The sequence below is a fragment of the Chryseobacterium piscicola genome, assembly GCF_900156685.1.
GTDB lineage: Bacteria > Bacteroidota > Bacteroidia > Flavobacteriales > Weeksellaceae > Chryseobacterium > Chryseobacterium piscicola.
Map to the genome: position 1 here is coordinate 49,642 of NZ_FTOJ01000008.1, position 26,281 is coordinate 75,922.

A 26,281-nucleotide genomic window follows, 5' to 3' on the forward strand; every position below is an offset into this window, starting at 1 on the left:
TTAATAATTTATAATTTGATATTGAAATAAAAGTTGTATATTTGCAAAAATTTTATATTAATTAATGAATTTATTTACGGAGTCCAATTTAAGTCCTGATATCTTGAAGGCAGTTGGCGAACTGGGTTTTGAAAGCCCGACAGAAATCCAAAAACAGACTATCCCTTTCATTCTTTCAGATATTCGCGATTTGATCGCACTTGCGCAGACAGGGACAGGCAAAACAGCAGCGTTTTCGCTTCCGATTTTGGATATGATTGACGATACGAGTCGCAAAATCCAATTTTTGGTGCTTTGTCCGACACGGGAACTATGTCTTCAGATTGCTAAAGACATAAGCAATTACTCGAAATACATGCCGAACATAAAATCGACGGCAGTTTACGGGGGAAGTAGTATTATGGATCAGATCAGATCTTTAAAGGATAAACCACAAATCATTGTGGGAACTCCTGGAAGGGTGATCGACTTGATTAACAGAAAAGCATTAGACTTTTCTGCAATTCATTGGTTGGTTTTAGACGAAGCCGATGAAATGCTTTCAATGGGTTTCAAAGACGAATTGGAAACGATTCTTAGAGAAACTCCTGAAACTAAGCAAACTTTCTTGTTCTCGGCAACGATGAGCAAAGAAGTAGAGAAAATTTCAAAAAATTATTTGACCTCACCACACAGAATTTCTGTAGGTTCTATTAACGAAGTTAAAAAGAACATCAAGCATGAATATTATGTAGCTGGTTACCGTCAGAAAAAAGAGGCTTTGAAGAGATTAATCGATTCAAATCCTAATCAATATTCAATTATCTTCTGTAGAACAAGAATGGAAACTCAGGAAGTAGCTGATTTCTTGATGCAAAACGGCTATGCAGCTGATGCTCTTCATGGGGACCTTTCTCAGGCGCAGAGAGATACAGTAATGAAGAAATTCAGACTGAAAAATATCGATATCTTGGTAGCTACAGATGTTGCAGCGAGAGGTTTGGATGTAGATTCTTTAACGCACGTTGTACACTATTCTTTACCAGATGATCCTGAAGTATTTGTTCACAGAAGTGGTAGAACAGGTAGAGCAGGAAAAGACGGTATTTCTATTTCTTTGATTAAACCTGAAGAAAGCAGAAAACTGAAGCAGATAAAATCTGTTACTAAGATTGATATTGCTGAAGCTAGAATTCCTACTGGTGAAGATATTGTAAAAGCTCAGGTTGCCGGTGTTTTTGAAAATTTATTAGAAGTACACGAAGATTTCTTTGAATTTGATGATGCCTTGATTCCCGATCTTTCTGAATTCACAAAAGAAGAATTGGTTCATAAACTGCTTCAGTTTCAACTAAAAGATCTTGCTTTGTACTACAAAGATAAACAAGACATCTTGGAACAGAAAATGAGCAATAGAGATGATGACAGAGGTGGAAGAAATGATAGGAGAGACCGAGACAGAGGACCAAGAGACAGAGATAGAGACAGAGGACCAAGAGGAGATCGTGACGGAAGAAGCGACAGAGGTGGTGATAGAAGAGGAGCTGACCGTGGTGGAAAACCAAGACAGAGAGACGAAAATATGACTAGATTTTTCTTTAACCTGGGTAAAAAAGACCAGTTGAAAAAGTTAGACGTATTAGAAATCATCAACAAGGCTACTACCAGCAAAGGAAACAAAAGAGCTGAAATTGGAAACATTGAAATTCTTGAAAAATTCTCATTCTTTGAGATTGAAAAATCTTATAAAAATGAACTTTTAGGAAATATTCAATCTATGAAGTTTAAAGGAAAAGATATGAGAGCTGAAGAAGCGAACTGATCTTATTTCTAAAATATATTTGAAGCCGACATTTTTGTCGGCTTTTTTTATTTAAAATTCTGAAAGTCAGTATTTTGTAGGGGTTGTATTGAAGTTGATAAATTCATTTTAAATTGCAAATTTTGATGTGAACAAATATTATCTCAATGTGAACAAAAATTAACGCGGGATGCTTTTTGATAAGAAGCTTTTTTAGGAAATTTGCACACGAATTAAAATATAAATACTTTACAATGGGAATTGGTAATATTTTCCACGCTTTTCAACCGAAAGATAAAATCTTCTTCGTACTTTTTGAAAAAGTAACTGACAACCTTGTGGCTATGTCTGAAGAGTTTAATAATGGTATCAAAGATTTTGATGTGAATGATGACACCATGTTGAAGAAAATGAGTGACTACGAGCACAAAAACGACGAGTTGACTCACGAGATTTTTATAGAGTTGGGGAAAAACTTTATTACGCCTTTCGATAGAGAAGATATCCACACCTTGGCAACTGGGCTTGATGATATTGCAGATTATATCTACGCTTCTACGAAATATATTTTCTTATATAAGTCTCCAGAAATGAAGGCTTACTCAGATTTTTCTTTATTGATTCACAAAGCATGTATTGAAATTCAAAATGCAATGAAAAATCTTAAAGGTTTCAAAAACATGGAGCAGGTGAAAGAAGCTTGCATCAAAGTAAATTCTATTGAAAATATTGCTGATGATTTGCTCTCAAACTCTATGGTAGATTTATTTGAAACCAATGATGCCATTAATATCATCAAAGTTTCTTCTGTATTGAATTATCTGGAAATTGTTACCGATAAAGCTGAAGATGTAGCCAATACAATCGAAAATATCATGATTAAATACGCTTAAACAAGAGATCTAAAAATGGAATTTCCTATTTTACTTATAGTGATCATTGCTTTGGCGCTTATATTCGATTACATTAATGGTTTTCATGACGCAGCCAACTCGATTGCTACTATTGTTTCTACAAAAGTTTTAACTCCTTTTCAGGCTGTACTTTGGGCAGCACTTTGGAATTTTGCGGCTTTCTTTATCGCGGCATATATTATTAAGGATTTTAAAATTGGTAATACAATTGCAAAAACAGTTAACGAAAACTTTATTACGCTCGAAGTAATTTTCTCTGGTCTTATGGCCGCAATTGCTTGGAATCTTCTTACCTGGTGGTTTGGGATTCCTTCTTCTTCTTCTCATACCTTGATTGGTGGTTTTCTAGGTGCCGCATTAATGCACGCATTTATGATGGATTACAGAGAGGTGGTAGCTGCACATCCAGACTTTGGTACTTTTGAAACCTTAAAACAAGCTTTTTTAAAAGTAACTACACAAGATATTGTGAAATTTGAGAAAGTAATTCCCATATTTCTATTTATTTTCATGGCACCAATAGTAGGGATGATTATTTCAATTATTATTACTTTTATTATTGTACATCTTTACAAAAATTCAAATCCTTACAAAGCGGATAAGTCTTTCAAAAGATTGCAGTTGGTATCTTCTGCCTTGTTCAGTTTAGGACATGGTCTTAATGATGCCCAGAAAGTAATGGGAATTATTGGTGCAGCTGTTATTTATTATCATGTTCAGATGCTTGTAGATCCAGCTTATATTAAAATTGCTTCTGCTGACCGTTTTGATCACTTTGCTAACGATTATCTTTGGGTGCCATTGGTGTCTTTCGTAGCCATCGCATTGGGAACAATGAGCGGAGGTTGGAAGATCATTAAAACAATGGGAACAAAAATTACAAAAGTAACTTCTTTGGAAGGTGTAAGTGCTGAAACTGCTGGTGCTATCACATTGTTCTTAACAGACCATTTCGGTATTCCTGTTTCTACTACACACACCATTACCGGTTCTATTATCGGGGTAGGTTTAACGAAAAGAATCTCAGCGGTACGTTGGGGAATCACGGTAAGTCTTCTTTGGGCTTGGGTTTTAACCATTCCTATTTCAGCTATCGTTGCAGGACTTACTTATCTTTTAGTTACTGCTCTTACTTAAAAGAAAATTTTACTTCAAAATATCAAAACTTTGCTCATTCGGGCAAAGTTTTTTGTTTCAAAACCCCTCAGAAAATTGTATTTTTGTTCAAATTAAAATCTTCTATGGAATTCTTAGACACCTATCAACAGATTGTTGCTGATGCCATTACCAAATATACTTTCAAAGACAAGCCAGCAGAGCTTTACGACCCCATGAATTACATCATTTCTCACGGCGGAAAGCGTCTTCGCCCAATAATGGTACTCATGGCTTGTGACCTTTTTGGTGGCGATATGAAAGAAGCGATAAAGCCAGCATTGGCAATAGAGTTTTTCCATAATTTTACGCTGATTCATGATGATATTATGGATGAAGCGCCTTTAAGAAGAAATAAACCTACCATCCATACCCTTCACGGCATCAATACAGGGATTCTTTCCGGAGACGGATTAATGCTTAAAGCCTATAAGTTTTTCGAAGACTTAGAGCCCGAAATTTTTAAAGCATGTGTAAGAATTTTTACGCATACAGGTTTGCTTTTATGCGAAGGTCAGCAGTACGATATAAATTTTGAAACCAAAGAGGATGTTACTTTTGATGATTACATCAGAATGATTACCTACAAAACAGGTGTTTTGAGTGCTTCCTCTTTCGAGATTGGGGCAATGATTGCCAAAGCCAATTTCAAAGACGCCAAAGCCATTTTCAACTTTGGAAAACACATCGGAATAGCATTCCAGATTATGGACGATTATCTTGATGTATTCGGAGACCAGGCTCAGTTTGGTAAAAAGCATGCAGGCGATATTTATGAAAATAAAAAAACCGTTCTCTACCTTCTTGCAAAAGAACATGCTACCGAAGACGAACTAAAAGAACTGGATTTCTGGTATTCTAAAAAAACCGATAATATCGATAAAGTGTACGGTGTAGAAAAGATTTTCAGAAGAACGGGTGTCGACGAAAAAGCATTAAGACTCATCGAAAAACACAACGAAATAGGGCAAAGCTACCTTGAAAAAATTGATATAGACGAAGAGAAGAAAAAACCTTTCGCAGAATTGGCAAATTACCTTTTAAGAAGAGAAAGTTAATTTGAAAATTTGATAATGTACCAATTTGAAAATTATCAGCAATTTAATTCTTATTTTTAAATTATCAAATTAACTTATTTTCAAATTGTTAAAATGAAATTCCGTACAGAAGTAAACATTGCAGAATCTGAAAACAAGATTGAAGTTGAAGATAAAATATTTTCAATAGGATCTTGTTTTGCATCAGAGATGTCAGATTTGTTACAGAAAGGTCAGCTTCAAACGGTTAATAATCCTTTTGGAACAATTTTTAATCCTTTTTCGATTAATAATTCTGTAAAAAGGCTGCATGATTCAGAATTTTATCATGAAGATGAACTCATAGCGTATCAAGATGAGTTTATATCTCTCGATCATCACACCCATTTTGATACAAGGTACGTTCACCAGACTTTGGATAAAATAAATACGAAATTAGTTGAGGGCAACCAATTTCTACAAGAATCTAGGTGGGTCATTATCACGTACGGTACTTCGTTTATTTACGAATTTGAACCGAAGAAAAAAAAGATTGCCAATTGCCACAAAATCCCGCAAAAATTCTTTCACAAAAGACTTTTAACAAATCAGGAACTTACAGATTCTATTTATGATACAATTATTAATTTAAAAGACATTTGTCCTGTAAATCTTCAGATTTTGTTCACAATTTCGCCAGTGCGCCACACCAAAGACGGCATGGCCGAAAATCAATTGAGTAAATCAAAGCTCATTACGGCTGTTCATGATGTGATTTCTCAATTTGAAAACTGCCATTATCTGCCCGTTTATGAGATTATGATGGATGATTTGCGAGATTATCGATTTTACAAAGACGATTTTATTCATCCCAACTCACAAGCTATTAATTATATTTTTGAGAAATTTGGAGTTGCTTTTTTTTCAAAGGAAACTGAAGATTTTATTAAAGAGAATTTTAAAATTAATAAAGCTCTAGAACATAAGACGGAGGACGAAAAAGATCCGAAATATATAGAATTTAAAGAAAAACTACATCAGAGAATTGAAGCTCAAAAACTAAAAGTAAAACATCAGATATTCAAGATTTAAAATTCAAAGGTTATTTTTGAAATGAACACGATTGATTTTACCAGAATTGATTATTTGAAACAAGGTAATTCGCAGCAGAAAAAGGCATTTGATGTGGTAAACAAATATAAAATCTTTGAAAAACTTCAGAACTATTCGCCGGTTTTAGCAGGTACAATCCCAATAGAAATTGATATTGAAGGAAGTGATTTGGATATCATTTGTGAGATTCAAGATAATTTTGAGTTTGAGATGTTTTTAAATCAAACATTTCCAGATTGTGATTTAAAAATCCAAACGCTTACAATAAACGAAATCGAATCAACGATTTGTAATTTAGAATTGGAGGGTTTTCCTATCGAAATATTCGGACAAAATAAGCCAGTAGCTCAACAGAATGCTTATCTGCACATGATGGCAGAATACAAAATAATACAGAAAAAAGGAGAAGATTTTAAACAGAAAATAATAGATCTCAAGAAAAAAGGAATCAAAACCGAACCAGCTTTCGGAATGCTTTTGAACTTGGAAAATCCTTATCAAGATCTTTTAAATTTTTAAAAAACAATGATCGATACACATACTCATTTATACGCAGAAGAATTTGATGATGACAGAAAAGAAACAATTCAAAGAGCTTTAGACAAAGGAATCACAGAGTTTTACCTTCCAGCCATCGACTCAGAATCACACAAGAAAATGCTTCAGCTAGAAAGCGAATATCCTAACCAGATTTTTTCAATGATGGGATTGCATCCTTGTTATGTAAAACCGGAATCTTGGGAAAAAGAATTGGAAATCATAAAAAATTATCTAGATCAAAGGCATTTCCCAGCCATCGGTGAAATAGGAATTGATTTATACTGGGACAAATCGACTTTGGATATTCAGGTGAAAGCTTTTGAACAACAGATTGATTGGGCTATTGAAAAAGATTTACCAATTGTGATTCACACGAGAGAAAGCTTTGATGAAACTTTTGAAGTTTTAGAAAGAAAAAAACACCCGAAACTGCGTGGGATTTTCCATTGTTTTTCTGGCAATCTTGAGCAAGCAAAACAGGCTTTAAATTTAAATTTCATATTAGGAATCGGTGGTGTAGTTACCTTCAAAAATGGGAAAATAGATCAGTTTTTAAACGAAATTCCTTTAGATAAAATCGTTCTGGAAACAGATTCTCCATACCTTGCCCCCGTTCCATACAGAGGTAAAAGAAATGAAAGTTCATATCTTGGCTTGGTTGCCGGTAAACTGGTTAATATTTATGGGGTAGATTTTACTGAAATTGATAGAGTGACGAGTGAGAATGCCAAGAGATTGTTTAAAAATAATTAACATGAAAGCCAGCTTATCAAAATTTTTATGAGACGCAAAACTTATTTACCTTGCGGATAAATTAAGATTTTTTATTACAAAAAGTAAAAACAAGATAAAAATAGACATTTTCAGTATAAACATAAGGATTTTCTATTTCCACCAGATTATTTGATGTATGAATCATTTAGTATTAGCTATGAATCTTATTATTTTAGCGAAAAAGCTGCTGTAGATTTTTTGTTTAAAACATTTTCTACAACTCTTACATTTAAAATGATAACTGAAAGAATCATGAGATGTGCGAAATCTACCTTCCGGAGTTTACATTATAGATATTAAAACTTCCAAAGTAAATTCAAGTCAAAAATTTATTAAAAAATAACAAAAAAATAAGCCTTCCCATCGGAAGGCTTTATTATTTATTTTTTTCTAGAAAAATTGCTCTTATTTTTCGGCTTTTTAGTGTGATCCGATTTTTGTTGCTGACCACCACCTGCAGGTTTTGGTCTTGGTGTAAATGGTTTGTTGTTAGAATCTCTCTTTTCAACCACCAGATTATCTGTGTGGAAAGGATGATCTTTCACAACAGGAATTTTCATTCCAATCAATTTTTCTGTATCCTTTAAATTGAGCAAATCTAAACCATCAACGAAAGAAATAGAGCTTCCTTCGGCTCCGGCACGACCTGTTCTTCCGATTCTGTGAACGTAAGTTTCTGCAACATCAGAAAGTTCAAAATTGATTACATATTTCAGTTCATCAATATCAATACCTCTTGCTGCAATATCTGTTGCCACCAAAACACGAGTTTTTCCTGTCTTAAAATTACTTAAAGCATTTTGTCTCGCATTTTGTGATTTATTGCCGTGAATTGCTTCTGCAGTAATGTTTGCAGACTGTAATTTTCTCGAAATTTTATCCGCTCCGTGTTTAGTTCTGGAAAATACTAAAACAGATTCTTTGATGTTGTTCTGAAGAATATGAGAAAGTAAATCTAGTTTTTTATCTTTATCTACAAAATAAACAGATTGCTTAATGGTTTCGGCAGTGGAAGAAATAGGTGTTACAGAAACCTTTATTGGTGTATTCAGAATAGAATCTGCCAGTTTCTGAATTTCTGTAGGCATGGTTGCAGAGAAAAATAATGTCTGTCTTCTTTGAGGTAAAAGTTTAATGATTCTTTTCACATCGTGTACAAAACCCATGTCCAGCATTCTGTCGGCTTCATCCAAAACGAAGATTTCAAGATTTTTAAGAGAAATAATTCCCTGTGCGATAAAATCTAATAATCTCCCCGGTGTAGCTACTAAGATGTCTACCCCTTTTCTCAAGGCATTTTCTTGGCTTCCTTGTTTTACACCGCCAAAAATCACCAATTTCTTTAATGGTAAATTTCTTCCGTATGCATTGAAGCTTTCCTCAATCTGAATAGCGAGTTCTCTTGTTGGTGTAAGGATTAGTGCTTTTATGTGATTGCTTTTAGGGCCTTTTCTTTCTGTAAGATTTTGTAGAATAGGGATGGCAAAAGCTGCTGTTTTTCCTGTCCCCGTCTGTGCGGTACCTAGAACGTCTCTGTGTTCTAAAATTGAAGGAATTGCTTGTTCCTGGATGGGTGTTGGTTTTTCGTACCCTTCATTTTGAAGCGCATCCAAGATGGGCTTAATGAGTTTTAAGTCTGTGAATAACAAAATATTTATTGCGTATTAAAATAATGCGGTCGAAGCAGTATACTTCATCATTTTTTAGCAGATCTGCTAAAGTTTTTTAACAGAGTTTTTAAGTAAAATTATTTACTATTTGGCTGAGAATGCCGCGAAATATACTGCAAAGATAAGTTAAATTATTTTAAACTCACTAATCCACTTTTTTCCAGTCTTGATTGGTTCTCAGATCCTCAAAAAATTTGTAAACTTCTACCAATTTCGGGCTTCCGTTTTTACCATAATCTTCCACTTCTTTTGATGATCCGTCAGCAAATTTTATTCTTACATAAGAAGTCGCCATATCGGTGATGTTTCTGCGGCCGTATTTGTCGTTCATTGTTTTAATATCTAAACCATCAATCAATGCAATGAGTTTTTTGTAGTCTTTTTCTTTGATGTTTCCTCTAAAAGTTCCTTCTCTTGGCTTATTAAAATCGCTTTTATTAAATCCTTTAGAAAAATTAAAGTGCTCAGCTTCAAAAACAGCAGTTTTGTCTGGATGGATTGTGATTTTAAAAATAGGACAAGATCCAAAACAAGCTCCTGCTTCGTATTCTATGGTTGAATATTTTGATTCCATTTTCTGGGTCTGGCAACAGAATAAAACTACGATTGCAATAAGGCTAAATAAATATTTCATTGTTTTAATTTGAATCTATTCTCTCAATAAGTATTCCAATAAACAAGAGAAACCATGTGAGTTTCTCTTGTTTTTTTAGTTAAATCTGTAACCCACACCAGCCTGTAAAAAACCGACTTTTGTAGGCAGGCCTCCTTTCTGTATCTCTATAAAATTGAAATTGTATTTAGCGTCTACAAAAAACCTATTGCTGATTTGGTATTGTGCACCGAGGAAAGGGAAGAGGTTTAGACTCTTGATTCCTTCATAATTTCTGGATGTCTCTCTGTTGACTTCCATTTGGGTTTTTACTTTTTCAGAAACATTGAAGGCTGCATTCATGCCCACAGAAGCAGAAAGATCAGGTATAAAATAATACTTTACAGAAACCGGAATTTGAATTTGTGTCAATTGATAATCAAACTGAATACTGCTGATCTGCACATCGCTGTTATTAATCTGCATCAACGGGAAATCCTGCTTTCCGCCTAGCTGGGTGTACAAAACCTCAGCTTGGATACCCACTTTTGAAGAAACGGGTTGCTCACCTACCAAACCAACGTAGAAATAAGATTTTGAATCGAGTTTGTCATCAAAAAACTTCATCGTCGACAGATTGTAACCAGCTTTTACACCAAATTTAAATTGGGAATCCGAACCTGAGTCTACAGTTTGAGCACTCATAAATCCCGAAATTGTGACCGAAAGGGTCAAAAAAAAATTCTTTGTCATTTTTTTAGTTTAATTTTAAATGTAACGCAGAATTTATAAAGAAATTGTGCTGCAAAAAGTTTCGCAGCACAATTAATATTTTTTATCCGTGAAGTTGTTTCCAGATGGCGTCTTTCAGTTCCATCAAACCTTCGCCGGTAACTCCTGAGAAGAATAGGGGTTTTTTGTTTTCAGGGAATTCTGCAGCAATCTCTTTTTTCAATTCATCATCCAAAAGATCGGCTTTAGAGATAGAAATAATGAAATCTTTATCTAAAAGTTCAGGATTGTATTCTTTCAATTCATTTTCAAGAATTTTAAACTCCTGAAAGTGCTGTTCAGAATCTGCAGGAATTAGAAATAATAAGATTGAATTTCTTTCAATATGTCTCAAGAAACGGTGTCCTAAACCTTTACCTTCCGCGGCGCCTTCAATAATTCCGGGAATATCTGCCATTACAAAAGATTTGTAATTTCTGTATTCTACGATTCCTAAATTGGGCGTTAATGTGGTAAATGCATAGTTGGCAATTTTAGGTTTAGCAGCCGAAACTGAAGCCAAGAGAGTAGATTTTCCGGCATTTGGGAAACCTACTAAGCCAACATCAGCCAAGATTTTAAGCTCGAAAACAATATATCCTTCCTGACCTTCCATTCCGGGTTGCGCAAAACGAGGGGTTTGGTTGGTAGATGACTTGAAAAATTCATTTCCTCTACCGCCTTTACCACCTTCCATTAAGATGATTTCTTGCCCGTCTTCTAGGATTTCTCCTACAATTTCTCCTTCTTCATTCTTAGCAATTGTACCAATTGGAACGTTGATGTAAACGTCTTCTCCAAAAGCACCCGTTAATTGGTTTTTTGCTCCGTTTTGACCTCTTTCGGCTTTTACGTGACGGGTATAACGAAGCGGAAGTAAAGTCCATTCGTGGGCATTTCCTTTCATAATCACGTGACCGCCTCGACCTCCGTCTCCACCATCAGGACCACCTTTAGGGATATATTTTTCACGGCGAAGATGGGCAGATCCTCCACCACCATGACCACTTTTACAATGGATCTTTACGTAATCTACAAAATTTGACATAATTCTTTTAGTTGTTAGTTTTCAGTTGTCGGTTGTTGGTTAATGGTATTGTACTTTTCTATCAACCATCAACCATTAACTATAAACTAATTTTTTCTACTTCAGCAAAAAGCTTTTCCGAAATCTCATTGATTTCTCCTACACCGTTGATCTCAACGTACTTACCTTGCTGCTTATATAATTCTGCAACTTCTGCAGTTTTTGTGTAATATTCTTTGATTCTGTTTTCGATGATTTCTACATTGCTATCATCAGATCTTCCACTTATTTCTCCTCTTTTTAGCAATCTTTCTACCAAAATAGAATCCTCAACGATTAATGAGAGACAAATATCAATGCTGTCATTAAGTTCTTTCTTTACAATTACTTCTAAAGCTTCTGTCTGCACTGCGGTTCTAGGATAACCGTCGAAGATAAATCCTGCAGTATCGCTTGGTTTTCTGATCTCCTCAATCAGCATATCTGTTGTTACCTGATCCGGAACCAATTCTCCTTTATCGATGTACGATTTAGCCAATTTTCCCAGTTCGGTATCATTTTTCATATTGTATCTGAAAAGGTCACCTGTTGAGATTTGCTTTAAATTAAATTTTTCGATCAGATTTTGAGCTTGAGTTCCTTTTCCACTTCCTGGAGGACCGAACAAAACAATGTTTATCATAATTGTTTTTCTGCTTTAGGTTTTAGGCAATATGCTTTAAGCCTTTAGCTTTTTTAGTTAATATTTACTTTTTATTTAGATATATTTTAAAAGCTAATAGCCAAAAGCTAAAAGCTTGTAGCAATCGTTAATGGTTGATGGTTCCTTCTTCCAATTGGTATAAATTCGGAAGGTTTCTTCCCAACTCATCATAGTCTAGGCCGTAACCCAAAACAAATTTGTTTGGAATTTCTTTTCCTATATAATCCAATTTAAAATCTTTCTTATAAACTTCGGGTTTTAATAGGAATGATGCAATTTTTACCGACTTTGGACGCTGCGTTTCATTGAAATATTTAAATAAACTTTCAACTGTATTTCCAGTATCCACAATATCTTCTACCAAGATAATGTGACGGTCTTTTACGTCTTTCGTAAGTTCCATTTTCTGGTAAACAATCCCGGTAGATTCTGTTCCTGCGTAAGAACTCATTTGGATAAATGCGATTTCGCAAGGTCCCGGATAATGTTTTAAAAGGTCTGAAAAAAACATGATTACTCCGTTTAAAACACCAATGAAAACAGGAACTTCGTCCTTGTAATCTTCATAAATTTTCAGAGCTGTAGCTTTTACGATCTCCTGAATTTCGGCATCCTCTAAATAAGGAACAAAAGTTTTGTCGTGAACTTGTATACTTTCCATAAAATTTTTAGTAGTCGGCAAAGTTACGGAATTTTGATGAAAGTTTTTTGTGAGGTCGCTCAGGTTTATAAAAACTTGTTTCACAAAAGAAATTGATGAAAATATTTACCCATCAAAAATTCCCCTCCAATCGAGGGATGGCGAAAATTTCAAAGAAATTTTTGACGGGGTGGTTTCCACAGTATGAATTTTTTGTCAATTTATAGCAAGTTGTGAGTTTTGATAAAGTAAGAAATATCAATAATGTTTGTCATTCCGCAGGAATCTAAGCTGTTGAAAGGTTTCTGTGGAATGATATTTACTTAATTTCTGAAAGTGTCCATCTTAAATAAATATTAGTATTGATGAGATCAATAAGAACATCTTCTAAATATTCATCAAAGTTGTGACCTAAATTCGCAGGTGTTTGTTGTAAAACTTCTTTAAGTTTTTCTTTTGTGTAATAGTGCCTTTTCACTTCATTGTTTTCATCACGTAAAAGATAATAGATTTTGTTTCTTAGCAAAACAGTTGTTAACTCGTCAAGTTCTTTATAATCTTCATATTCTTCATCTTCGTGAATGTCATTGATTATTAAATCATAATTATTGTTTTGAATATTATAATCTTCTTGAAAAATTCTTATTAATCTTTCCTTATTTAATTTTTTGATTACTTCAAGTAAAGCTTGTTTGTGACCTGTAGCACTTCCAAACTCAAATATTCTTCCATCTTTTTTTACAAGAAGTATTGGACCTTGACCGATTAACATTACTTTTTTATCCTTTGCTTGGTAACCGAAAACGAAAAGATCATCATAATCTTCTGTGTAACTGACTTCAACATGATCTCCTTCATTGTTTAGGACGTATTCTCTGGCTATTTTTAAATATTCATCTTTTGAGTTTTCTTGCATTTTATTTTAAGTGTTTTTTGTGAAGATTGTTTAAAAAGTTTTTGCGATTGAAGTTTTTTATGAAACCAAATGTTTCTCCCTTTATTAAAACATTTTTTAAAATTACTAAAGTATTCTCTTTCTTTATAATATTGTTGTTTACTTTTCTAATAGATTTCTAACATTTTTTTCAATTTCTTTTTTTATTGGAAGTAATTTTTCAGGCACTTTTTTGTAAGCGGAAAATGCTTTCATTCTTATTTCACGATCAGGTTGAGTATCCATTTTTCTCAAAAAATGATTTTGAAAATAATCATTGTAAATTTCTCCTATTTCAGATATATAATTTTCTATTAAAGCTTCTAATTCTTGATTGAAATATATTCTATTGTCAACAAAATGATTTGTAAAATTATAATGAGCTTCGAGAAATTCTTTTTGGTGATTATCTTCATTCTCTGTAGCAGTAATGTTTTCAGGGATAAACTTTGCAGGAGAAATATACTGATTAATTTTACTTACAGTTTTATTAAGTAATTTATAACTTTCTTCAAGAACTGAAAATCGCTTTTCATGTAACTTAGTGAATTTAAAATTCTCTTTAGATTTTAAGGAATTTATTTCTGCTTGAAAATTTGCAATTTCAAATGAATGTTGTTTTTTTAAGGCTTCAAGTTTTTCGTCAAATGTACTTTTTACATTTCCTTTAATTTTCTCAGTAATATATAATGTGATTAGTGTGCCTAAAGTTGTGGGTAGTATAGAATATAAAAGTATTTCCATTTTTAAAATTAATTAATTCAAATATAAAAATAAAAGCTTGCAATGAAAATATTTCAACCCCATGATTTCCACCCACCCAAAAAATAAAATCCCCCTCAAATTTGCCCACCCAATTTTTTAAAAGTAATTTTGCATGAATCTAAAATAAAAGTAAAATATGTCAACTTACGTAGTTGTAGGTCTTCAGTATGGAGATGAAGGTAAAGGAAAAATAACAGATGTTTTATCGGCAAAATCTGATTACGTTGTTCGTTTCCAAGGGGGAGACAATGCTGGTCACACGGTTTATGTGGGCGACGAAAAATTTGTTTTGCACCTTCTTCCATCAGGAGTTCTTCAGTGCAAAGGGAAGTGTATCATTGCCAATGGAGTAGTGGTAAATCCTAAATCTTTCATTAAGGAGGTGAATCAGATCGAAAGTAAAAACATGAGAACTGATCACATTTTCATCAGCAGAAGAGCGCATGTCATCATGCCTTACCACATTCTTTTGGATACTTACCGTGAGGAAGAGCACGGAGGAACGCAGATCGGAACCACCAAAAAAGGAATCGGACCTTGCTACGAAGATAAAATCGCAAGAGTGGGAATTAGAATGATTGATCTTCTGAATCCTGAGATTTTAAGAGACAAAATCGAGAAAAACTTAAAAATTAAGAATTCTCTTTTCGAAAAATATTACGACAAACCAACTTTAAACGTTGAAGAAATCTACAACGAATATTTAGAAATCGGAAAACAGCTTCAAGACAGAATCGTAGATACAGAACTAGAATTAAACGAAGCCATCAGAGACGGTAAAAACGTATTGTTTGAAGGAGCTCAGGCTTTGATGCTTGATATCGACTTCGGAACGTATCCTTACGTTACTTCATCTTCTCCGTCAACTGGAGGAGTTTGTACAGGAGCAGGAGTTCCGCCAACTTCACTTCAAAACTTAATAGGTGTAGCAAAAGCATATTGTACAAGAGTTGGAAACGGACCTTTCCCTTCTGAATTGGACAATGAGCTAGGAGAAAGCATCAGACAGATCGGTGGTGAGTTCGGAGCAACTACAGGAAGACCAAGAAGAACAGGTTGGTTAGACCTAGTTTCTTTGAAGCACGCTTGTATGATTAATGGAATCAACAATTTGGTAATTACTAAATTAGACGTTCTTACAGGAATTGAAAACCTGAAAATCGTAACCCATTACAAAACTGAAGACGGAAAAATCATCGATTATTTCACTTCTTCTACAGAAAAATTATACAACTACGAACCAATCTACCAAGATCTACCGGGTTGGAAAGAAGATTTGACGAAAGTGAGAAGTTATGACGAACTTCCAGACACGGCTCAGAAATACATTGAGTTTATAGAAAAGTATTTAGGAATCAATGTTTACTTAGTTTCTGTAGGACCAGAAAGAAGCCAGAACATCATCAGAAAAGAATTATTCTAAGGAATTTTTAAAAATATAAAACCGCTTTCTTGGGGAAAGCGGTTTTTTTTAGTTTTCAAGCGTAACATGACTCACGTGAAATCTAAATAGTTTCTCTTCAATCTATTTTTACCATCAACTGTTATTTTTAATTCCATCCCTTTACAGCACCACCTTTGAAGATTTCTTTAGCTTTCTGTTCCACTTCTTTAGACTGATAGGCTTTCAAAAAATTCTTCACTTTTTCGGTGTTTTTATTGTCTTCTCTTGAAACAACTACATTCATATAAGGCGAATCTTTATCTTCTTTAAAAATTCCGTTTTTATCTGCATCCAAACCAGCCTGAGCAGCAAAATTGTTATTAATAATAGCGATTACCACTTCTTTATCATCCAGAACTCTTGGGAGTTGAGGTGCTTCAATCTCTAGAATTTTAAGCTGCTTCGGATTTTCGGCAATATCAGTCACTTTGGGTAATAATCCGATTTCTTTTTTTAGTTTTAATAAACCATTTTTTTGTAACAGAAGTAGAGAACGACCGCCATTAGTTGGGTCATTGGGAATTACAATTGTACTTCCGTTTTGCAATTCGCCAATGTTTTTTATTTTTTTTGAGTACGCTACAATAGGGTAGACAAAAGTGTTTCCAATCACGGCTAATTTATAGCCACGCTGTTTCGATTGTTCATCAAGATAGGGTACATGCTGAAAGGCATTAGCGTCTATGTCGCCATTATTCAAAGCTTCGTTGGGAACCACATAGTCGTTGAATGAGACTAGTTCTACTTCAAGATTGTATTTTTCTTTGGCTACTTTTTGGGCAGTTTCTGCAATTTGTTGTTCTGGCCCAGATGTGATTCCTACTTTAATGAAATTGGGATCATCTTTTTTTGGTGAATTACATGCTCCGAATAAAAGCAGTCCTGCTGCTAAACTTAAAATTTTTATTTTTTTCATTGTAAATTATTTTTTATTATTTTTTTTGATTTTCAGTTTGGAAATTTATCCGAAATTATCTGGAATCCTCCAACCCTCCAACTCAACGATGATCAAACCTTTTCGCCAATAGGTCGCCCGAAAACTGAATGATGAACACTAAAGTTACCAACAAGCCAAGTACAAGGTTCATAATCAATGCATCATAACCGATGTATCCGTACTGATAACCAATCTGTCCTAATCCACCGGCTCCAACAGCGCCACCCATTGCGGAATATCCGACCAATGTGATCAAAGTAATCGTCGCATTATTGACCAATGAAGGCAAAGCTTCTGGCAGTAAAACTTTTTTAATAATCTGAAAAGGCGTTGCTCCTAACGCTCTTGCAGTTTCAATCAAACCGTTCGGGATTTCCAAAAGACTGTTTTCAACTAATCTTGCAATAAATGGTGCTGCACCAATGCTTAAAGGAACCAGTGCAGCATTCATACCTATAGAAGTTCCTACCAAAGCTCTTGTAAAAGGAATCATCCAGACAATCAAAATTATAAAAGGAATTGATCTGAAAATATTTACCAAGACCGACAATATTCTGTTGTAGATGATGTTTTCCAAGAATTGTCCTTTTCGGGTTACAAAAAGCAGAATTCCCACCGGAAGACCGAGCACGAAACCTAAAAAACCTGATGCAAAAGTCATGTAAAGGGTTTCCCAAGTTCCTTTAGTAAGAAGCGAAATTATTGAGTCACTAAGCATATCCTTTTAAAGTATTTTGAATGTTGTTTTGATTAAAATAATAGATTGCTTTTTGGTTTTCTTCCGCTTCGCCTTTCAGGTGGAGAAGAAGCTTTCCAAAGTTGGAATCACCAAGATATTCTACATCAGCCTTCAGAAGTTTATATGGAATTTTATATTGATTATAAATGATTGAAAGCAATTCTTCAACGCTTATTTTTTCGTTTAATTCTATTTCAACCAAGGGAAAAAGTCCGGCTTGCGGCTCTTTCTGTAGTTTTTTACTTAGTTCTTGTGGTATAGTCATAACACCTGAGTTTAAAAATTGTTTGATGATAGGATGGTCTTTGTTTGAAATGATTTCGCTCAAATTTCCTTTTGTTACTAATTGTCCTTTGTCTATAACGGCAACATGGTTGCAGATCGCTTTGATGGCTTCCATTTCGTGGGTAATTAATAAAATCGTGATTCCCAAACGATGGTTGATGTCTCTCAGCAACTGCAGAATAGATTGCGTTGTTGCAGGATCGAGTGCGCTCGTTGCTTCGTCACAGAGTAGAAGATAAGGGTCGTTGGCTAAGGCTCTCGCAATTGCAACCCTTTGTTTTTGCCCACCAGATAAACTTTTTGGATAGTCATTAGCTTTGTCTTCTAATCCCACTATTTTCAAAAGTTCGTTTACTTTATCAACGATTTTTCCTTTGCTTAAATTCTCCAGTTCCATTGGAAGCGCAATGTTTTCAAAAACCGTTCTTGAGGAAAGAAGATTAAAATGCTGGAAAATCATTCCGATTTTTTTACGCTCTTTCGCTAGTTGTTTTGGTTTTAACCTTGTAAAATCGGTTCCGTTAATAATTATTTGCCCGTTATCTGGTTTTTCTAGAAGATTGACGGTTCTAATCAAAGTGCTTTTTCCGGCTCCCGAAAATCCTATGATTCCTACAATATCGCCTTTTTCAATATTCAGATTCACATTATCCAAAGCTTTGAAAGACTGTTTTTTCTGATGAAAAGTTTTTGATATATTTTTAATTTCTATCATTTTTTTTTATTTAAAATTACATGGGTTGATAGGGTCTGCTGATTCTATTAAAGTGTCTGAAGGCTCTTCTAATCTTTGCTTTTGATCTTTTAGAAAGCTTAAAGTATTTGGTTACATTTGTTAATAAAACACCGAATAATATGATCACAAGTCCGTACAATTGATTTCCGTTAATTGTTTGATTAGCAATGATGAAGCCTGCCATAACGGTAACGATTGGGTTAATGTAGGTATGTGTACTTACAATAGCTGCAGGTTTTACAGATAACAGCCAGATATAAGAAATATAGGCGATAATAGATCCGAAGAAAATTAAAAATAATAAGCCCAACCAAGCCGAAATTGGAACTGCAGCTACAGAAAAAACATTCCATTCACTTCTGAAAAATGCAACTGTAAATGATGCTAATCCAGCCACAATCAACTGTTGTGAAATATTCATAAATGTAGAATGATCTGCAGGATTTTTTTTAGAGTATAAAGAACCCAATACCCAAGCAATAGAACTTAAAGCCAATACAATAAATGCAGTAACCCGAAGCGAAGAGCTTACGTTTTCGGTGTGCGAGTTCACGCTTCCGTTTAAGAATAAGATCAGTCCGGCAAATCCCAATATCAGTCCGATAGGTATATATTTATCAGAAAAGTAATAGCTCCAGTTTTTTTTATCAATTGCTATAAACCAGAAAGGTCCTGTTGCAATAGTAATAGCTGCTTCTGAAGCGGTTACATATTGTTCGCCCCATGCTACAAGCCCGGTTCCTCCTGTTAGAATAAGAATTCCGGTGATGGCATTTTTCCACCAGTTTTTTAATGAATTTGCTTTTTCACCCTTCACAATTAAATAGGCTATTAATAAAATTCCGGCAGCTAAAAATCTTAATCCAGAAAGAATGAATGGAGGGAATCCGGTTAATCCGAATGATATTGCGAGAAATGTGATTCCCCAGATGATATAAATGTTGGCAAATGCAACAGGAATTATCCAATTTTTTTTAAAAACAGATGTTTTCATAATCTTTTGTTTATTGGTTTTTACAAATAAAAAAGGCTCTACAATGTGGTAAAGCCTTTAAAAATATTTTATATAAAAAAGTAAGGTCATCCACTAAAATTCTCGTAAAAAGGCATACAGCATTGCATCATCATATCATTGATGTGGTTTATCTTCATTGAATTGTATCTGAATTTTGTCTTCATTATCATTTCCAAACTTGATTACGGGTGCAAATATAAAACATATATCTTTATTAGTCTACTTTTTTTGTAGACTTTTTGTTTTTTTAGATTTAATCTTTTGATTTTTAGTTGTTTATTTTTAAATTAAATAAATGTTTCTGTTGTTTAGTTTAATGTTGATTCTTTTTTTTTTTTTTTTTTTTAAAAAAAAAAAAAAAGCTTTTTTTTAATTTTCTAAAAGTTTTTATTTAAAAAAATTTTTTTTTTTTTTTTTTTTTTTTTTTTTTTTTTTTTTTTTTTTTTTTAATTTTTTTTTTTTTTTTTTTTTTTTTTTTTTTTTTTTTTTTTTTTTTTTTTTTCTAGAAAATGGAAAATTAGCTCGTCTGTAATTTGCGAAAAGTCTTTAGCTAAAAAGATTTGTTGTTGCTTCGTGGCGAACTAGATTTAATTGCTGGAATTTAAATTGATATTGGGTTTGCGAATAATAATATTATTTGAAAATACAAATAACGGGATATGGCAGGTTCTATGAAACTCATTGCCAAAAGATGTTTTCCCAATGCCACATAGGTTACAGACAGGTTTCACGTTCATAAATGAGCCATAGAAGCGTTGTAGGAATTAAGGATAAGCCACCGCTGGAAAGCTATTGAACAAGAAAACAATCTGCTCACGAAAGCAAAAGAAGAGAAAAAAATCTCGAAATTGAAATTTTTGAAAATTGCGATACCTGAAAGCAACTTTTGGCAAGAAGCAGGAATTTACTTTATAAAAACAGAGAAAAATGGACTGTGTAGCAAAATAAGTTAGCTGAAATATTGTTTTCCCACTATCCTGATTTAGAAAAAGCATACCATTTATCTGACGGTTTAAGCAAAATTTACAATCAAAACATTCAAAAATCTGTGGTGATGCTCAAGTTAGGGAATTGGTTTAAAGAACTCGAAGAATCAGGTTTTAAAGCTTTCTCACACTCAGAAAAACCATAATGAATCATTACAAGGAGATCCTCAATTATTTTGATGCACGCAGCTCGAATGCTTCCGCCGAATTGCAAAGTAATCGTGAATTCAAAAAAATAATAAAGTAGAATGAACAATCTTTCAATGCCAAAATCAAAAACTTCAGATTACAATTAAGGGGTGTGCGAGATAAAGCATTTTTCTTGTTTAGGTTGTCTAAGCTTTTTGCCTAGTCTCCAAGTTTGATATTGATCCACTCATTCTTAAAATGAGTTAGGAGCAAAAAAAACCGGAAAGAAAGTGAATTATCACCTCTTTCCGGTTTTGTACCCAGTACCAGAATCGAACTGGTACATCTTTCGATACTAGAGTTTGAGTCTAGCGCGTCTACCAATTCCGCCAACTGGGCATTGATGTTACAGTGTGCTGTAAATCGGTGTGCAAATATAGAAAGTTTTATTAAAACTCAAAAATATTTTTGAATAAAAGTTTAAAAATTTATTTCAAGTCCATCATAAGCAAAATGCATTCCTTTGGGAAGTTGTTCTTCTTCAGTGTTATAGAGCCCGAAATGATGACTAATATGGGTGAGGTACATTTTTTTTGGTTTTAGCTCTTTTTGCAACTCTATTACATCTGATAAAATAAAATGAGCTGGATGTGGTTCAAATTTACGAATACAATTCACAATTAAGACATCCAAATCTTTCAGTTTATCTTTGTCTTCAATAGAACTTGCATCTGTAATGTAGGCTAGCTTTTTAAATTTAAAACCTAAAATAGGAAGTGTATGATGATTCACTGCAATTGGATTGATTTCGGTATCTTCAAATATAAACTTTTTATTAGTGATAGAATGTAAATCAAAAGCGGGAGCTCCGGGATACCTTACATCAGCAAAAGCGTATGGGAATCTGTTTTTTACTTCATTGCCCACGCGTTCAAGGCAATAAATAGGCATGTTTCTTCCTGTTTTAAAAATCAATGGACGCATATCATCAAGCCCAATCACATGGTCATTGTGTTCGTGGGTGATAAGTGTGATATCTATATGTTTTTCGTTGTTCGTAAGCATTTGCTGACGAAAATCTGGTCCACAATCTATCAGTATTTTTTTACCTTTTTCCGAAGTAATCATTACGGAAGATCTGAACCTTGTATCTTTTGGATCTGTAGATATGCAAACATCACAAATACATCCTATAACGGGAACTCCTTGTGAGGTTCCGGTGCCTAAAAATTTCAACTTCATTTTCTTTTGAGGTTGGTTTAATTTTGGTAAATTTACGAAAAAATTACACTTCCTAATGTATCAGAAACTTACGCCCAAGCAAAAAGCATTGACAATTAATCTAGATCCTACTATTTACGGTACTTTCGCAGAAATTGGAGCAGGGCAGGAGACTGTTCGTCATTTTTTCAGAGCAGGAGGAGCGTCATCTACCATCGCTAAAGCCATGTCGGCTTACGATAAAGATTTCAGTGATGCAATTTATGGTAAAGAAGTTAAAAACAGATATGTTACCCAAAATCGTCTTCGCAAAATGCTTAGATATGAGGTAGCACTTATTGAAGAACGTATCTCTAGAGAAAACCATCCCAATAGAAAATATTTTTCTTATGCTAATACCGTTACAACAATTAATTTTGATAAAACTTTAAGAGGTCATGGATGGGTAGGGATTCGATTTCAAAGTGAGGTTGATGCTCAGTATAATGAGATTGTTATTCATGTGAAATTTAAAGAAAATGATGCTACCTTGCAGCAGGAAACGCTAGGGAATCTTGGCGTTAATTTGATTTATGGAGCTTATAAATATTCTGACAACCCTAGAAATTTAATAGAATCTCTCTACGACGATATTGCGAAAGATAATCTAGAAATTGATATGATCGATTTCAGTGGTCCGGTTTTTGATTATGTAGACAATCGTCTCATGTCTCTTCAGCTCGTGAAAAATGGAATGACAGATGCTGTAGTGTTCAATTCTCAAGGTAATAATATGCTTCCTGCAGATCTTTTGTACAAAAAAAATATTTTTGCGGTAAGAGGTAGTTTCAGACCCGTTACCAAAGTAAATATTGATATGCTCAAAAGTGGTATAGAAATGTTTATGAAAGATTCTCAATGTACAGAAGAGCAAACAGAGATTTTTATTGAAATTACCATCTCAAATCTGCGTGCAGATGGAGATATTGACGAAAGAGACTTTTTAGATAGAGTAGATGTTTTAGGCAAATTAGGTTATACAGTTATTATTTCCAATTTCTCAGAATATTACAGACTTATCGATTATTTCTCCACCTACACTACGGGCGATATTGGTGTAGCGATGGGTGTAAACAATATGTTGATGGTGTTTGACGAGAAGTATTACAAAAATCTCTCAGGAGGAATATTGGAGGCTTTCGGTAAATTCTTCAGAAACGGAATGCGCGTATATCTTTATCCGTATAAAGATCCTGAAACACAAGAACTCCTAAATTCTACAACCCTTAAAGTAGGTGATAATCTGAAAGAACTATATAAATATTTCAAAACAAACAATAGGATTGTAGATATTGAAAATTACAACCCGGAGTTTCTGGAAATTTACTCAAGAGAAATTTTGAGAAAAATTACCTGCAACATTGAAGGCTGGGAAAATCAGGTCCCAGAAGGAGTGGCAGAAATGATCAAAGAAAGAAGTATGTTTGGCTACAAAAAAGAACTTTCATTAAAACAATTTTCATAAAAAATTTTATAAAATGTCAGAATTAAAAAAAAGACTTTCTTCTATACTTGAAAGTCCGAAACATAATACAAATGAGAAACTTGAAAAAGTTTGTCACCTTTTGGATCAGGAGATATCCTATTTCAATTGGACTGGTTTTTACTTCAAAAACGGAGACAAAGACGAATTGAAATTAGGACCTTATGTTGGAGCTGAAACAGATCATACCATCATTCCTTATGGAAAAGGAATTTGCGGTCAGGTAGCGGTTTCAAACGAAACTTTCGTAGTTCCGGATGTGAATGAAGAAAGCAATTATCTGAGTTGCTCCATTGATACCAAAGCAGAAATTGTAGTTCCCATCTTCAAAGACGGACAAAACGTAGGGCAAATTGATATTGATTCTCACACAGTAGATCCTTTCACAGACGCAGACCGAGAGCTTTTGGAATGGCTTTGCAATGAAGTTTCAAAGATTTTGTAATTTGATCTTATTTTAATTTAAAATATAAACTCAGATTTAGATCTGGGTTTTTTATCAATAGGAGCGGACTTTGGTCCGCTTTATTTTTTTTCAGAATATTAGGCTTTTATAAAAATCTAAATGCAGTGTGTTGGAATTGTTTTAAAGGAATTATTTTTTTTGTGGATTAAAAAAGCCCTGAAAGGGATAAATCATCTGCGAAGGGTGTATCCCTATGATTAAAAGAAAGCCCCGAAACTGCGGAATAATATTTGGAAATTTTCTAAAAAATCAAAAATTCAATCTAATTAAATTTCGAAACCAACTCTTTAAAATAATCCTCACACTTCGCAATATGCGTTCCATACCATGAAAACGCTTCTCCATCTACAATCATGATTTTCTTGTCAGGATAAAACTCTTTCAACTCCAAAATATGTTTTTCTTTAAATGGAAAAGGTTCTGATGAAAGCATAATTACATCGGCAGTAGCCAAATCTTCAACTTTAATTTCAGGATAACGTTTTTGGTTTTTAAAAGCATTTTCAAACCCGATTTCATTTAAAACTTTATCAATGAAAGTGTCTGAACCAACCGTCATATAAGGGTTTTTCCAAATCAGATAGGCCGCTTTTACCGGAGAATTTATTTTTGAATTTAGAAGAACATCATAGATTTTTAAATTATACTGCTGAGCTTTTTCTTCTCGATGGAAGATGTTTCCAAGAGTTTTGAGCAAATAATAATTGTCTTCGATAGTTTCAACATTCGTAACGAGAACTTCAAAATCTTTCATTAATTCTTCTACTTGTTCTTTCACATTTTCCTCTTTGTTGGCAATGATTAGATCAGGTTGTAGACTTTTAATTTTTTCAAGATTAAGATTTTTTGTTCCGCCAATGATTTCTACATCTTTCACTTTTTCTTTAGGATGAATGCAGAATTTGGTTCTTCCAACGACTTCATTTTCCGTTAAACCAAAATCAAATAGAGCCTCAGTAATAGAGGGAACAAGAGAAATTACCTTCATTGAGCTATTTTAGATAATGCCTAAATTACAAAAGTTTTCCGGTTAAAAACATGGCAGCAATGGTAAAATAAATAATTAATCCGGTGACATCTACCAGAGTTGCAACAAAAGGAGCGGAAGAAGTTGCTGGATCAAGATTGAATTTTTTTAAGATAAACGGAACCATCGAACCTGAAATTGTTCCCCAAAGTACAATCATCGATAAAGAAATTCCTGCGCTGATGCCTATGAAAAACCAATAGTCGCCATAATCAAACCAGCCGAGTTTATGCCAGATCATAATTCTGAAAAAACCAATAATTCCAAGAAAAGTTCCCAAAATAAATCCGGTAAGAAGTTCTTTTTTCATCACAATCCACCAGTCTTTTATTGTGATTTCTTGTAATGCCATGGCGCGGATAATCAAAGTTGCCGCCTGCGAACCAGAATTTCCGCCACTTGAAATAATCAAAGGAATAAATAAGGCTAGAACAACCGCTTTTTCAATTTCATTTTCATAAAAACCCATTACAGACGCGGTAATAAGCTGTAAAAAGAAAAGTACTATAAGCCAAAGACCGCGTTTTTTAATCATTTCAAACCAATGCGTCTGAATATACGGATCATCAAGTGCCTCCACACCCCCGAATTTCTGGATATCTTCGGTATTCTGAGATTCAATCTGATCAAGAATGTCATCAATGGTCACAATTCCTACCAAAACGCCGGCTTCGGTAACAATAGGAAGTGCCGCGCGGTCGTATTTTTCAAAATATTGAACTGCATCTTCTTTAGTAGTGGTGGTTGTAATTGCAACAAAATGATTGTCAGTTATTTCTGAAATTAAAGTTTCTTCTTCCTCTAAAAGTAAACTTCCTAAAGCAATATCGTCGATCAAACGGTTTCTTTCGTCGACAACGTAGAGATAATTCATTGTTTCTACTTTGCTACCTACTTTTTTTATTTGCTGAAGACATCTTTTTATCGTCCATTCTTTTCGTATTTGAATGTAGTAAGGTGTCATAAGACGGGCAATAGAATCAGAATCATAACCAAGAAGTTTCAAAGCAATTCTTCTTTCTTGAGGATTGAGATGATTGATAGAGTATTTGATGAGTTCATCAGGGAAATCTTCAAACAATGAAGTTCTGTCATCGGGCGTCATTGCGTTCAGGATTTCAGAAACCTCGGCACTAGTGATGCTTCGGATGGTTTCTTCCTGAAAATCGGGATCAAGATGTGAAAAAACATCAGCCTTGTATTCTTTCGGAACTTTTAGAAATGCCAACAGTCTTTCGTCAGCGGGTAATTCGCTGAGTCTTTCGGCGATATCGGCAGGGTTGAAGTTAAATTCGTCAGAATGATTCAAGATGAAATATTTTTAGCTATGCAAAAATAAATCAAATTTTAAAGAAAAGCACAGTGATACCTAAATTTAAG

Annotated in this window: 27 protein-coding genes and 1 tRNA gene; 12 read left to right on the plus strand and 16 right to left on the minus strand. The window is 33.9% G+C overall.

Annotated features, from left to right (window positions below):
* Positions 1-64 precede the first annotated feature (64 nt).
* The 8 genes from BW939_RS12100 (at position 65) to BW939_RS16185 (ending at position 7,635) form a co-directional block, all read left to right on the plus strand.
* Positions 65-1,801 carry a DEAD/DEAH box helicase gene (locus BW939_RS12100; RefSeq protein ID WP_076452273.1) on the plus strand — a complete coding sequence of 579 codons (1,737 nt, stop codon included), beginning with the start codon at positions 65-67 and terminating at the stop codon, positions 1,799-1,801.
* A gap of 233 nt (positions 1,802-2,034) precedes the next feature.
* Positions 2,035-2,673, plus strand: coding sequence for a DUF47 domain-containing protein (locus BW939_RS12105; protein ID WP_076452274.1), 639 nt, complete (start codon positions 2,035-2,037; stop codon positions 2,671-2,673).
* Positions 2,674-2,688: 15 nt separating this feature from the next.
* Positions 2,689-3,831, plus strand: a complete 1,143-nt coding sequence (locus tag BW939_RS12110) for an inorganic phosphate transporter (RefSeq protein WP_076452275.1) — start codon at positions 2,689-2,691, stop codon at positions 3,829-3,831.
* A gap of 104 nt (positions 3,832-3,935) precedes the next feature.
* Complete coding sequence (locus BW939_RS12115; protein WP_076452276.1) at positions 3,936-4,907, plus strand: polyprenyl synthetase family protein; 972 nt, start codon at positions 3,936-3,938, stop codon at positions 4,905-4,907.
* Positions 4,908-5,000: 93 nt separating this feature from the next.
* Positions 5,001-5,957 (plus strand): GSCFA domain-containing protein, encoded by a 957-nt coding sequence (locus tag BW939_RS12120; protein WP_076452277.1) that lies wholly within the window; start codon positions 5,001-5,003, stop codon positions 5,955-5,957.
* Positions 5,958-5,978: 21 nt separating this feature from the next.
* Positions 5,979-6,497: a DUF4269 domain-containing protein gene (locus tag BW939_RS12125; protein ID WP_076452278.1), complete on the plus strand. Its 519-nt coding sequence runs from the start codon at positions 5,979-5,981 to the stop codon at positions 6,495-6,497.
* 6 nt (positions 6,498-6,503) lie between these two features.
* Positions 6,504-7,271: a TatD family hydrolase gene (locus BW939_RS12130; RefSeq protein ID WP_076452279.1), complete on the plus strand. Its 768-nt coding sequence runs from the start codon at positions 6,504-6,506 to the stop codon at positions 7,269-7,271.
* A gap of 280 nt (positions 7,272-7,551) precedes the next feature.
* Positions 7,552-7,635 carry a T9SS type A sorting domain-containing protein gene (locus BW939_RS16185; protein ID WP_123891588.1) on the plus strand — a complete coding sequence of 28 codons (84 nt, stop codon included), beginning with the start codon at positions 7,552-7,554 and terminating at the stop codon, positions 7,633-7,635.
* A 37-nt stretch (positions 7,636-7,672) separates the two neighbouring features.
* Here the strand turns inward: BW939_RS16185 and BW939_RS12135 are convergent, their stop codons facing one another.
* From BW939_RS12135 to BW939_RS12170, 8 genes are all read right to left on the minus strand, one after another.
* Entirely contained in the window at positions 7,673-8,941 is a 1,269-nt protein-coding gene (locus tag BW939_RS12135; RefSeq protein WP_076452280.1) for a DEAD/DEAH box helicase, read from the minus strand.
* A 166-nt stretch (positions 8,942-9,107) separates the two neighbouring features.
* Positions 9,108-9,596 carry a DUF6438 domain-containing protein gene (locus BW939_RS12140; protein WP_076452281.1) on the minus strand — a complete coding sequence of 163 codons (489 nt, stop codon included), beginning with the start codon at positions 9,594-9,596 and terminating at the stop codon, positions 9,108-9,110.
* Between the two features lie 75 nt (positions 9,597-9,671).
* Positions 9,672-10,307, minus strand: a complete 636-nt coding sequence (locus tag BW939_RS12145; protein ID WP_076452282.1) for a porin family protein — start codon at positions 10,305-10,307, stop codon at positions 9,672-9,674.
* A gap of 82 nt (positions 10,308-10,389) precedes the next feature.
* Complete coding sequence (gene obgE, locus BW939_RS12150; protein ID WP_076452283.1) at positions 10,390-11,373, minus strand: GTPase ObgE; 984 nt, start codon at positions 11,371-11,373, stop codon at positions 10,390-10,392.
* A gap of 79 nt (positions 11,374-11,452) precedes the next feature.
* Positions 11,453-12,034 carry an adenylate kinase gene (locus BW939_RS12155; RefSeq protein WP_076452284.1) on the minus strand — a complete coding sequence of 194 codons (582 nt, stop codon included), beginning with the start codon at positions 12,032-12,034 and terminating at the stop codon, positions 11,453-11,455.
* Positions 12,035-12,161: 127 nt separating this feature from the next.
* Positions 12,162-12,716 (minus strand): hypoxanthine phosphoribosyltransferase, encoded by a 555-nt coding sequence (gene hpt, locus BW939_RS12160; RefSeq protein ID WP_076452285.1) that lies wholly within the window; start codon positions 12,714-12,716, stop codon positions 12,162-12,164.
* Between the two features lie 298 nt (positions 12,717-13,014).
* Entirely contained in the window at positions 13,015-13,611 is a 597-nt protein-coding gene (locus tag BW939_RS12165) for a hypothetical protein (RefSeq protein ID WP_076452286.1), read from the minus strand.
* A 138-nt stretch (positions 13,612-13,749) separates the two neighbouring features.
* Complete coding sequence (locus tag BW939_RS12170; RefSeq protein ID WP_076452287.1) at positions 13,750-14,373, minus strand: hypothetical protein; 624 nt, start codon at positions 14,371-14,373, stop codon at positions 13,750-13,752.
* Positions 14,374-14,530: 157 nt separating this feature from the next.
* On the opposite strand from BW939_RS12170, the gene BW939_RS12175 reads away from it, so the two are divergent.
* On the plus strand, positions 14,531-15,817 hold the full coding sequence (locus BW939_RS12175; RefSeq protein ID WP_076452288.1) for an adenylosuccinate synthase: 1,287 nt from the start codon (positions 14,531-14,533) through the stop codon (positions 15,815-15,817).
* A gap of 127 nt (positions 15,818-15,944) precedes the next feature.
* On the opposite strand, the gene metQ is transcribed toward BW939_RS12175, so the two are convergent.
* The 4 genes from metQ to BW939_RS12195 all read right to left on the minus strand — a co-directional run bounded on the left by metQ (position 15,945) and on the right by BW939_RS12195 (position 19,529).
* Entirely contained in the window at positions 15,945-16,754 is an 810-nt protein-coding gene (gene metQ / locus BW939_RS12180) for a methionine ABC transporter substrate-binding lipoprotein MetQ (protein WP_076452289.1), read from the minus strand.
* Positions 16,755-16,836: 82 nt separating this feature from the next.
* Positions 16,837-17,493, minus strand: a complete 657-nt coding sequence (gene metI / locus BW939_RS12185; protein WP_076452290.1) for a methionine ABC transporter permease MetI — start codon at positions 17,491-17,493, stop codon at positions 16,837-16,839.
* The gene (locus BW939_RS12190) at positions 17,486-18,514 is read right to left on the minus strand and encodes a methionine ABC transporter ATP-binding protein (protein WP_076452291.1); all 1,029 of its coding nucleotides are present in this window, start codon (positions 18,512-18,514) and stop codon (positions 17,486-17,488) included. The genes metI and BW939_RS12190 overlap by 8 nt, the downstream gene beginning before the upstream one ends.
* A gap of 16 nt (positions 18,515-18,530) precedes the next feature.
* Positions 18,531-19,529: an EamA family transporter gene (locus tag BW939_RS12195; RefSeq protein WP_076452292.1), complete on the minus strand. Its 999-nt coding sequence runs from the start codon at positions 19,527-19,529 to the stop codon at positions 18,531-18,533.
* Between the two features lie 982 nt (positions 19,530-20,511).
* Here BW939_RS12195 and BW939_RS16190 point away from each other — a divergent pair.
* Positions 20,512-20,682 (plus strand): transposase, encoded by a 171-nt coding sequence (locus BW939_RS16190; protein ID WP_159439270.1) that lies wholly within the window; start codon positions 20,512-20,514, stop codon positions 20,680-20,682.
* A gap of 300 nt (positions 20,683-20,982) precedes the next feature.
* On the opposite strand, the gene BW939_RS12210 is transcribed toward BW939_RS16190, so the two are convergent.
* Positions 20,983-21,064 (minus strand) — tRNA-Leu (locus BW939_RS12210).
* Between the two features lie 81 nt (positions 21,065-21,145).
* Entirely contained in the window at positions 21,146-21,907 is a 762-nt protein-coding gene (locus BW939_RS12215; protein ID WP_076452293.1) for an MBL fold metallo-hydrolase, read from the minus strand.
* Between the two features lie 55 nt (positions 21,908-21,962).
* On the opposite strand from BW939_RS12215, the gene BW939_RS12220 reads away from it, so the two are divergent.
* Together BW939_RS12220 and BW939_RS12225 are read left to right on the plus strand one after the other, a co-directional pair.
* The gene (locus BW939_RS12220; protein WP_076452294.1) at positions 21,963-23,390 is read left to right on the plus strand and encodes a nicotinate-nucleotide adenylyltransferase; all 1,428 of its coding nucleotides are present in this window, start codon (positions 21,963-21,965) and stop codon (positions 23,388-23,390) included.
* A 13-nt stretch (positions 23,391-23,403) separates the two neighbouring features.
* Positions 23,404-23,853 carry a GAF domain-containing protein gene (locus BW939_RS12225; RefSeq protein ID WP_076452295.1) on the plus strand — a complete coding sequence of 150 codons (450 nt, stop codon included), beginning with the start codon at positions 23,404-23,406 and terminating at the stop codon, positions 23,851-23,853.
* A 283-nt stretch (positions 23,854-24,136) separates the two neighbouring features.
* Here BW939_RS12225 and BW939_RS12230 read toward each other — a convergent pair whose 3' ends face one another.
* Together BW939_RS12230 and mgtE are read right to left on the minus strand one after the other, a co-directional pair.
* Positions 24,137-24,862 (minus strand): ABC transporter substrate-binding protein, encoded by a 726-nt coding sequence (locus BW939_RS12230; protein WP_076452296.1) that lies wholly within the window; start codon positions 24,860-24,862, stop codon positions 24,137-24,139.
* Between the two features lie 25 nt (positions 24,863-24,887).
* Positions 24,888-26,210 (minus strand): magnesium transporter, encoded by a 1,323-nt coding sequence (gene mgtE, locus BW939_RS12235; RefSeq protein ID WP_076452297.1) that lies wholly within the window; start codon positions 26,208-26,210, stop codon positions 24,888-24,890.
* Positions 26,211-26,281 lie beyond the last annotated feature (71 nt).

What these genes read in the sequence shown, in the direction of transcription:
- BW939_RS12100 (WP_076452273.1), top strand. Translation starts at nt 65, where the DNA reads ATGAATTTATTTACGGAGTCCAATTTAAGTCCTGATATCTTGAAGGCA.
- BW939_RS12190 (WP_076452291.1), bottom strand. Translation starts at nt 18,514, where the DNA reads ATGATAGAAATTAAAAATATATCAAAAACTTTTCATCAGAAAAAACAG.
- BW939_RS12105 (WP_076452274.1), top strand. Translation starts at nt 2,035, where the DNA reads ATGGGAATTGGTAATATTTTCCACGCTTTTCAACCGAAAGATAAAATC.
- BW939_RS12145 (WP_076452282.1), bottom strand. Translation starts at nt 10,307, where the DNA reads ATGACAAAGAATTTTTTTTTGACCCTTTCGGTCACAATTTCGGGATTT.
- BW939_RS12110 (WP_076452275.1), top strand. Translation starts at nt 2,689, where the DNA reads ATGGAATTTCCTATTTTACTTATAGTGATCATTGCTTTGGCGCTTATA.
- BW939_RS12215 (WP_076452293.1), bottom strand. Translation starts at nt 21,907, where the DNA reads ATGAAGTTGAAATTTTTAGGCACCGGAACCTCACAAGGAGTTCCCGTT.
- BW939_RS12195 (WP_076452292.1), bottom strand. Translation starts at nt 19,529, where the DNA reads ATGAAAACATCTGTTTTTAAAAAAAATTGGATAATTCCTGTTGCATTT.
- BW939_RS12220 (WP_076452294.1), top strand. Translation starts at nt 21,963, where the DNA reads ATGTATCAGAAACTTACGCCCAAGCAAAAAGCATTGACAATTAATCTA.
- BW939_RS12170 (WP_076452287.1), bottom strand. Translation starts at nt 14,373, where the DNA reads ATGGAAATACTTTTATATTCTATACTACCCACAACTTTAGGCACACTA.
- BW939_RS12165 (WP_076452286.1), bottom strand. Translation starts at nt 13,611, where the DNA reads ATGCAAGAAAACTCAAAAGATGAATATTTAAAAATAGCCAGAGAATAC.
- BW939_RS12115 (WP_076452276.1), top strand. Translation starts at nt 3,936, where the DNA reads ATGGAATTCTTAGACACCTATCAACAGATTGTTGCTGATGCCATTACC.
- BW939_RS12225 (WP_076452295.1), top strand. Translation starts at nt 23,404, where the DNA reads ATGTCAGAATTAAAAAAAAGACTTTCTTCTATACTTGAAAGTCCGAAA.
- BW939_RS12120 (WP_076452277.1), top strand. Translation starts at nt 5,001, where the DNA reads ATGAAATTCCGTACAGAAGTAAACATTGCAGAATCTGAAAACAAGATT.
- metI (WP_076452290.1), bottom strand. Translation starts at nt 17,493, where the DNA reads ATGCTTAGTGACTCAATAATTTCGCTTCTTACTAAAGGAACTTGGGAA.
- BW939_RS12125 (WP_076452278.1), top strand. Translation starts at nt 5,979, where the DNA reads ATGAACACGATTGATTTTACCAGAATTGATTATTTGAAACAAGGTAAT.
- BW939_RS12175 (WP_076452288.1), top strand. Translation starts at nt 14,531, where the DNA reads ATGTCAACTTACGTAGTTGTAGGTCTTCAGTATGGAGATGAAGGTAAA.
- BW939_RS12230 (WP_076452296.1), bottom strand. Translation starts at nt 24,862, where the DNA reads ATGAAGGTAATTTCTCTTGTTCCCTCTATTACTGAGGCTCTATTTGAT.
- metQ (WP_076452289.1), bottom strand. Translation starts at nt 16,754, where the DNA reads ATGAAAAAAATAAAAATTTTAAGTTTAGCAGCAGGACTGCTTTTATTC.
- BW939_RS12155 (WP_076452284.1), bottom strand. Translation starts at nt 12,034, where the DNA reads ATGATAAACATTGTTTTGTTCGGTCCTCCAGGAAGTGGAAAAGGAACT.
- BW939_RS12130 (WP_076452279.1), top strand. Translation starts at nt 6,504, where the DNA reads ATGATCGATACACATACTCATTTATACGCAGAAGAATTTGATGATGAC.
- BW939_RS12140 (WP_076452281.1), bottom strand. Translation starts at nt 9,596, where the DNA reads ATGAAATATTTATTTAGCCTTATTGCAATCGTAGTTTTATTCTGTTGC.
- obgE (WP_076452283.1), bottom strand. Translation starts at nt 11,373, where the DNA reads ATGTCAAATTTTGTAGATTACGTAAAGATCCATTGTAAAAGTGGTCAT.
- hpt (WP_076452285.1), bottom strand. Translation starts at nt 12,716, where the DNA reads ATGGAAAGTATACAAGTTCACGACAAAACTTTTGTTCCTTATTTAGAG.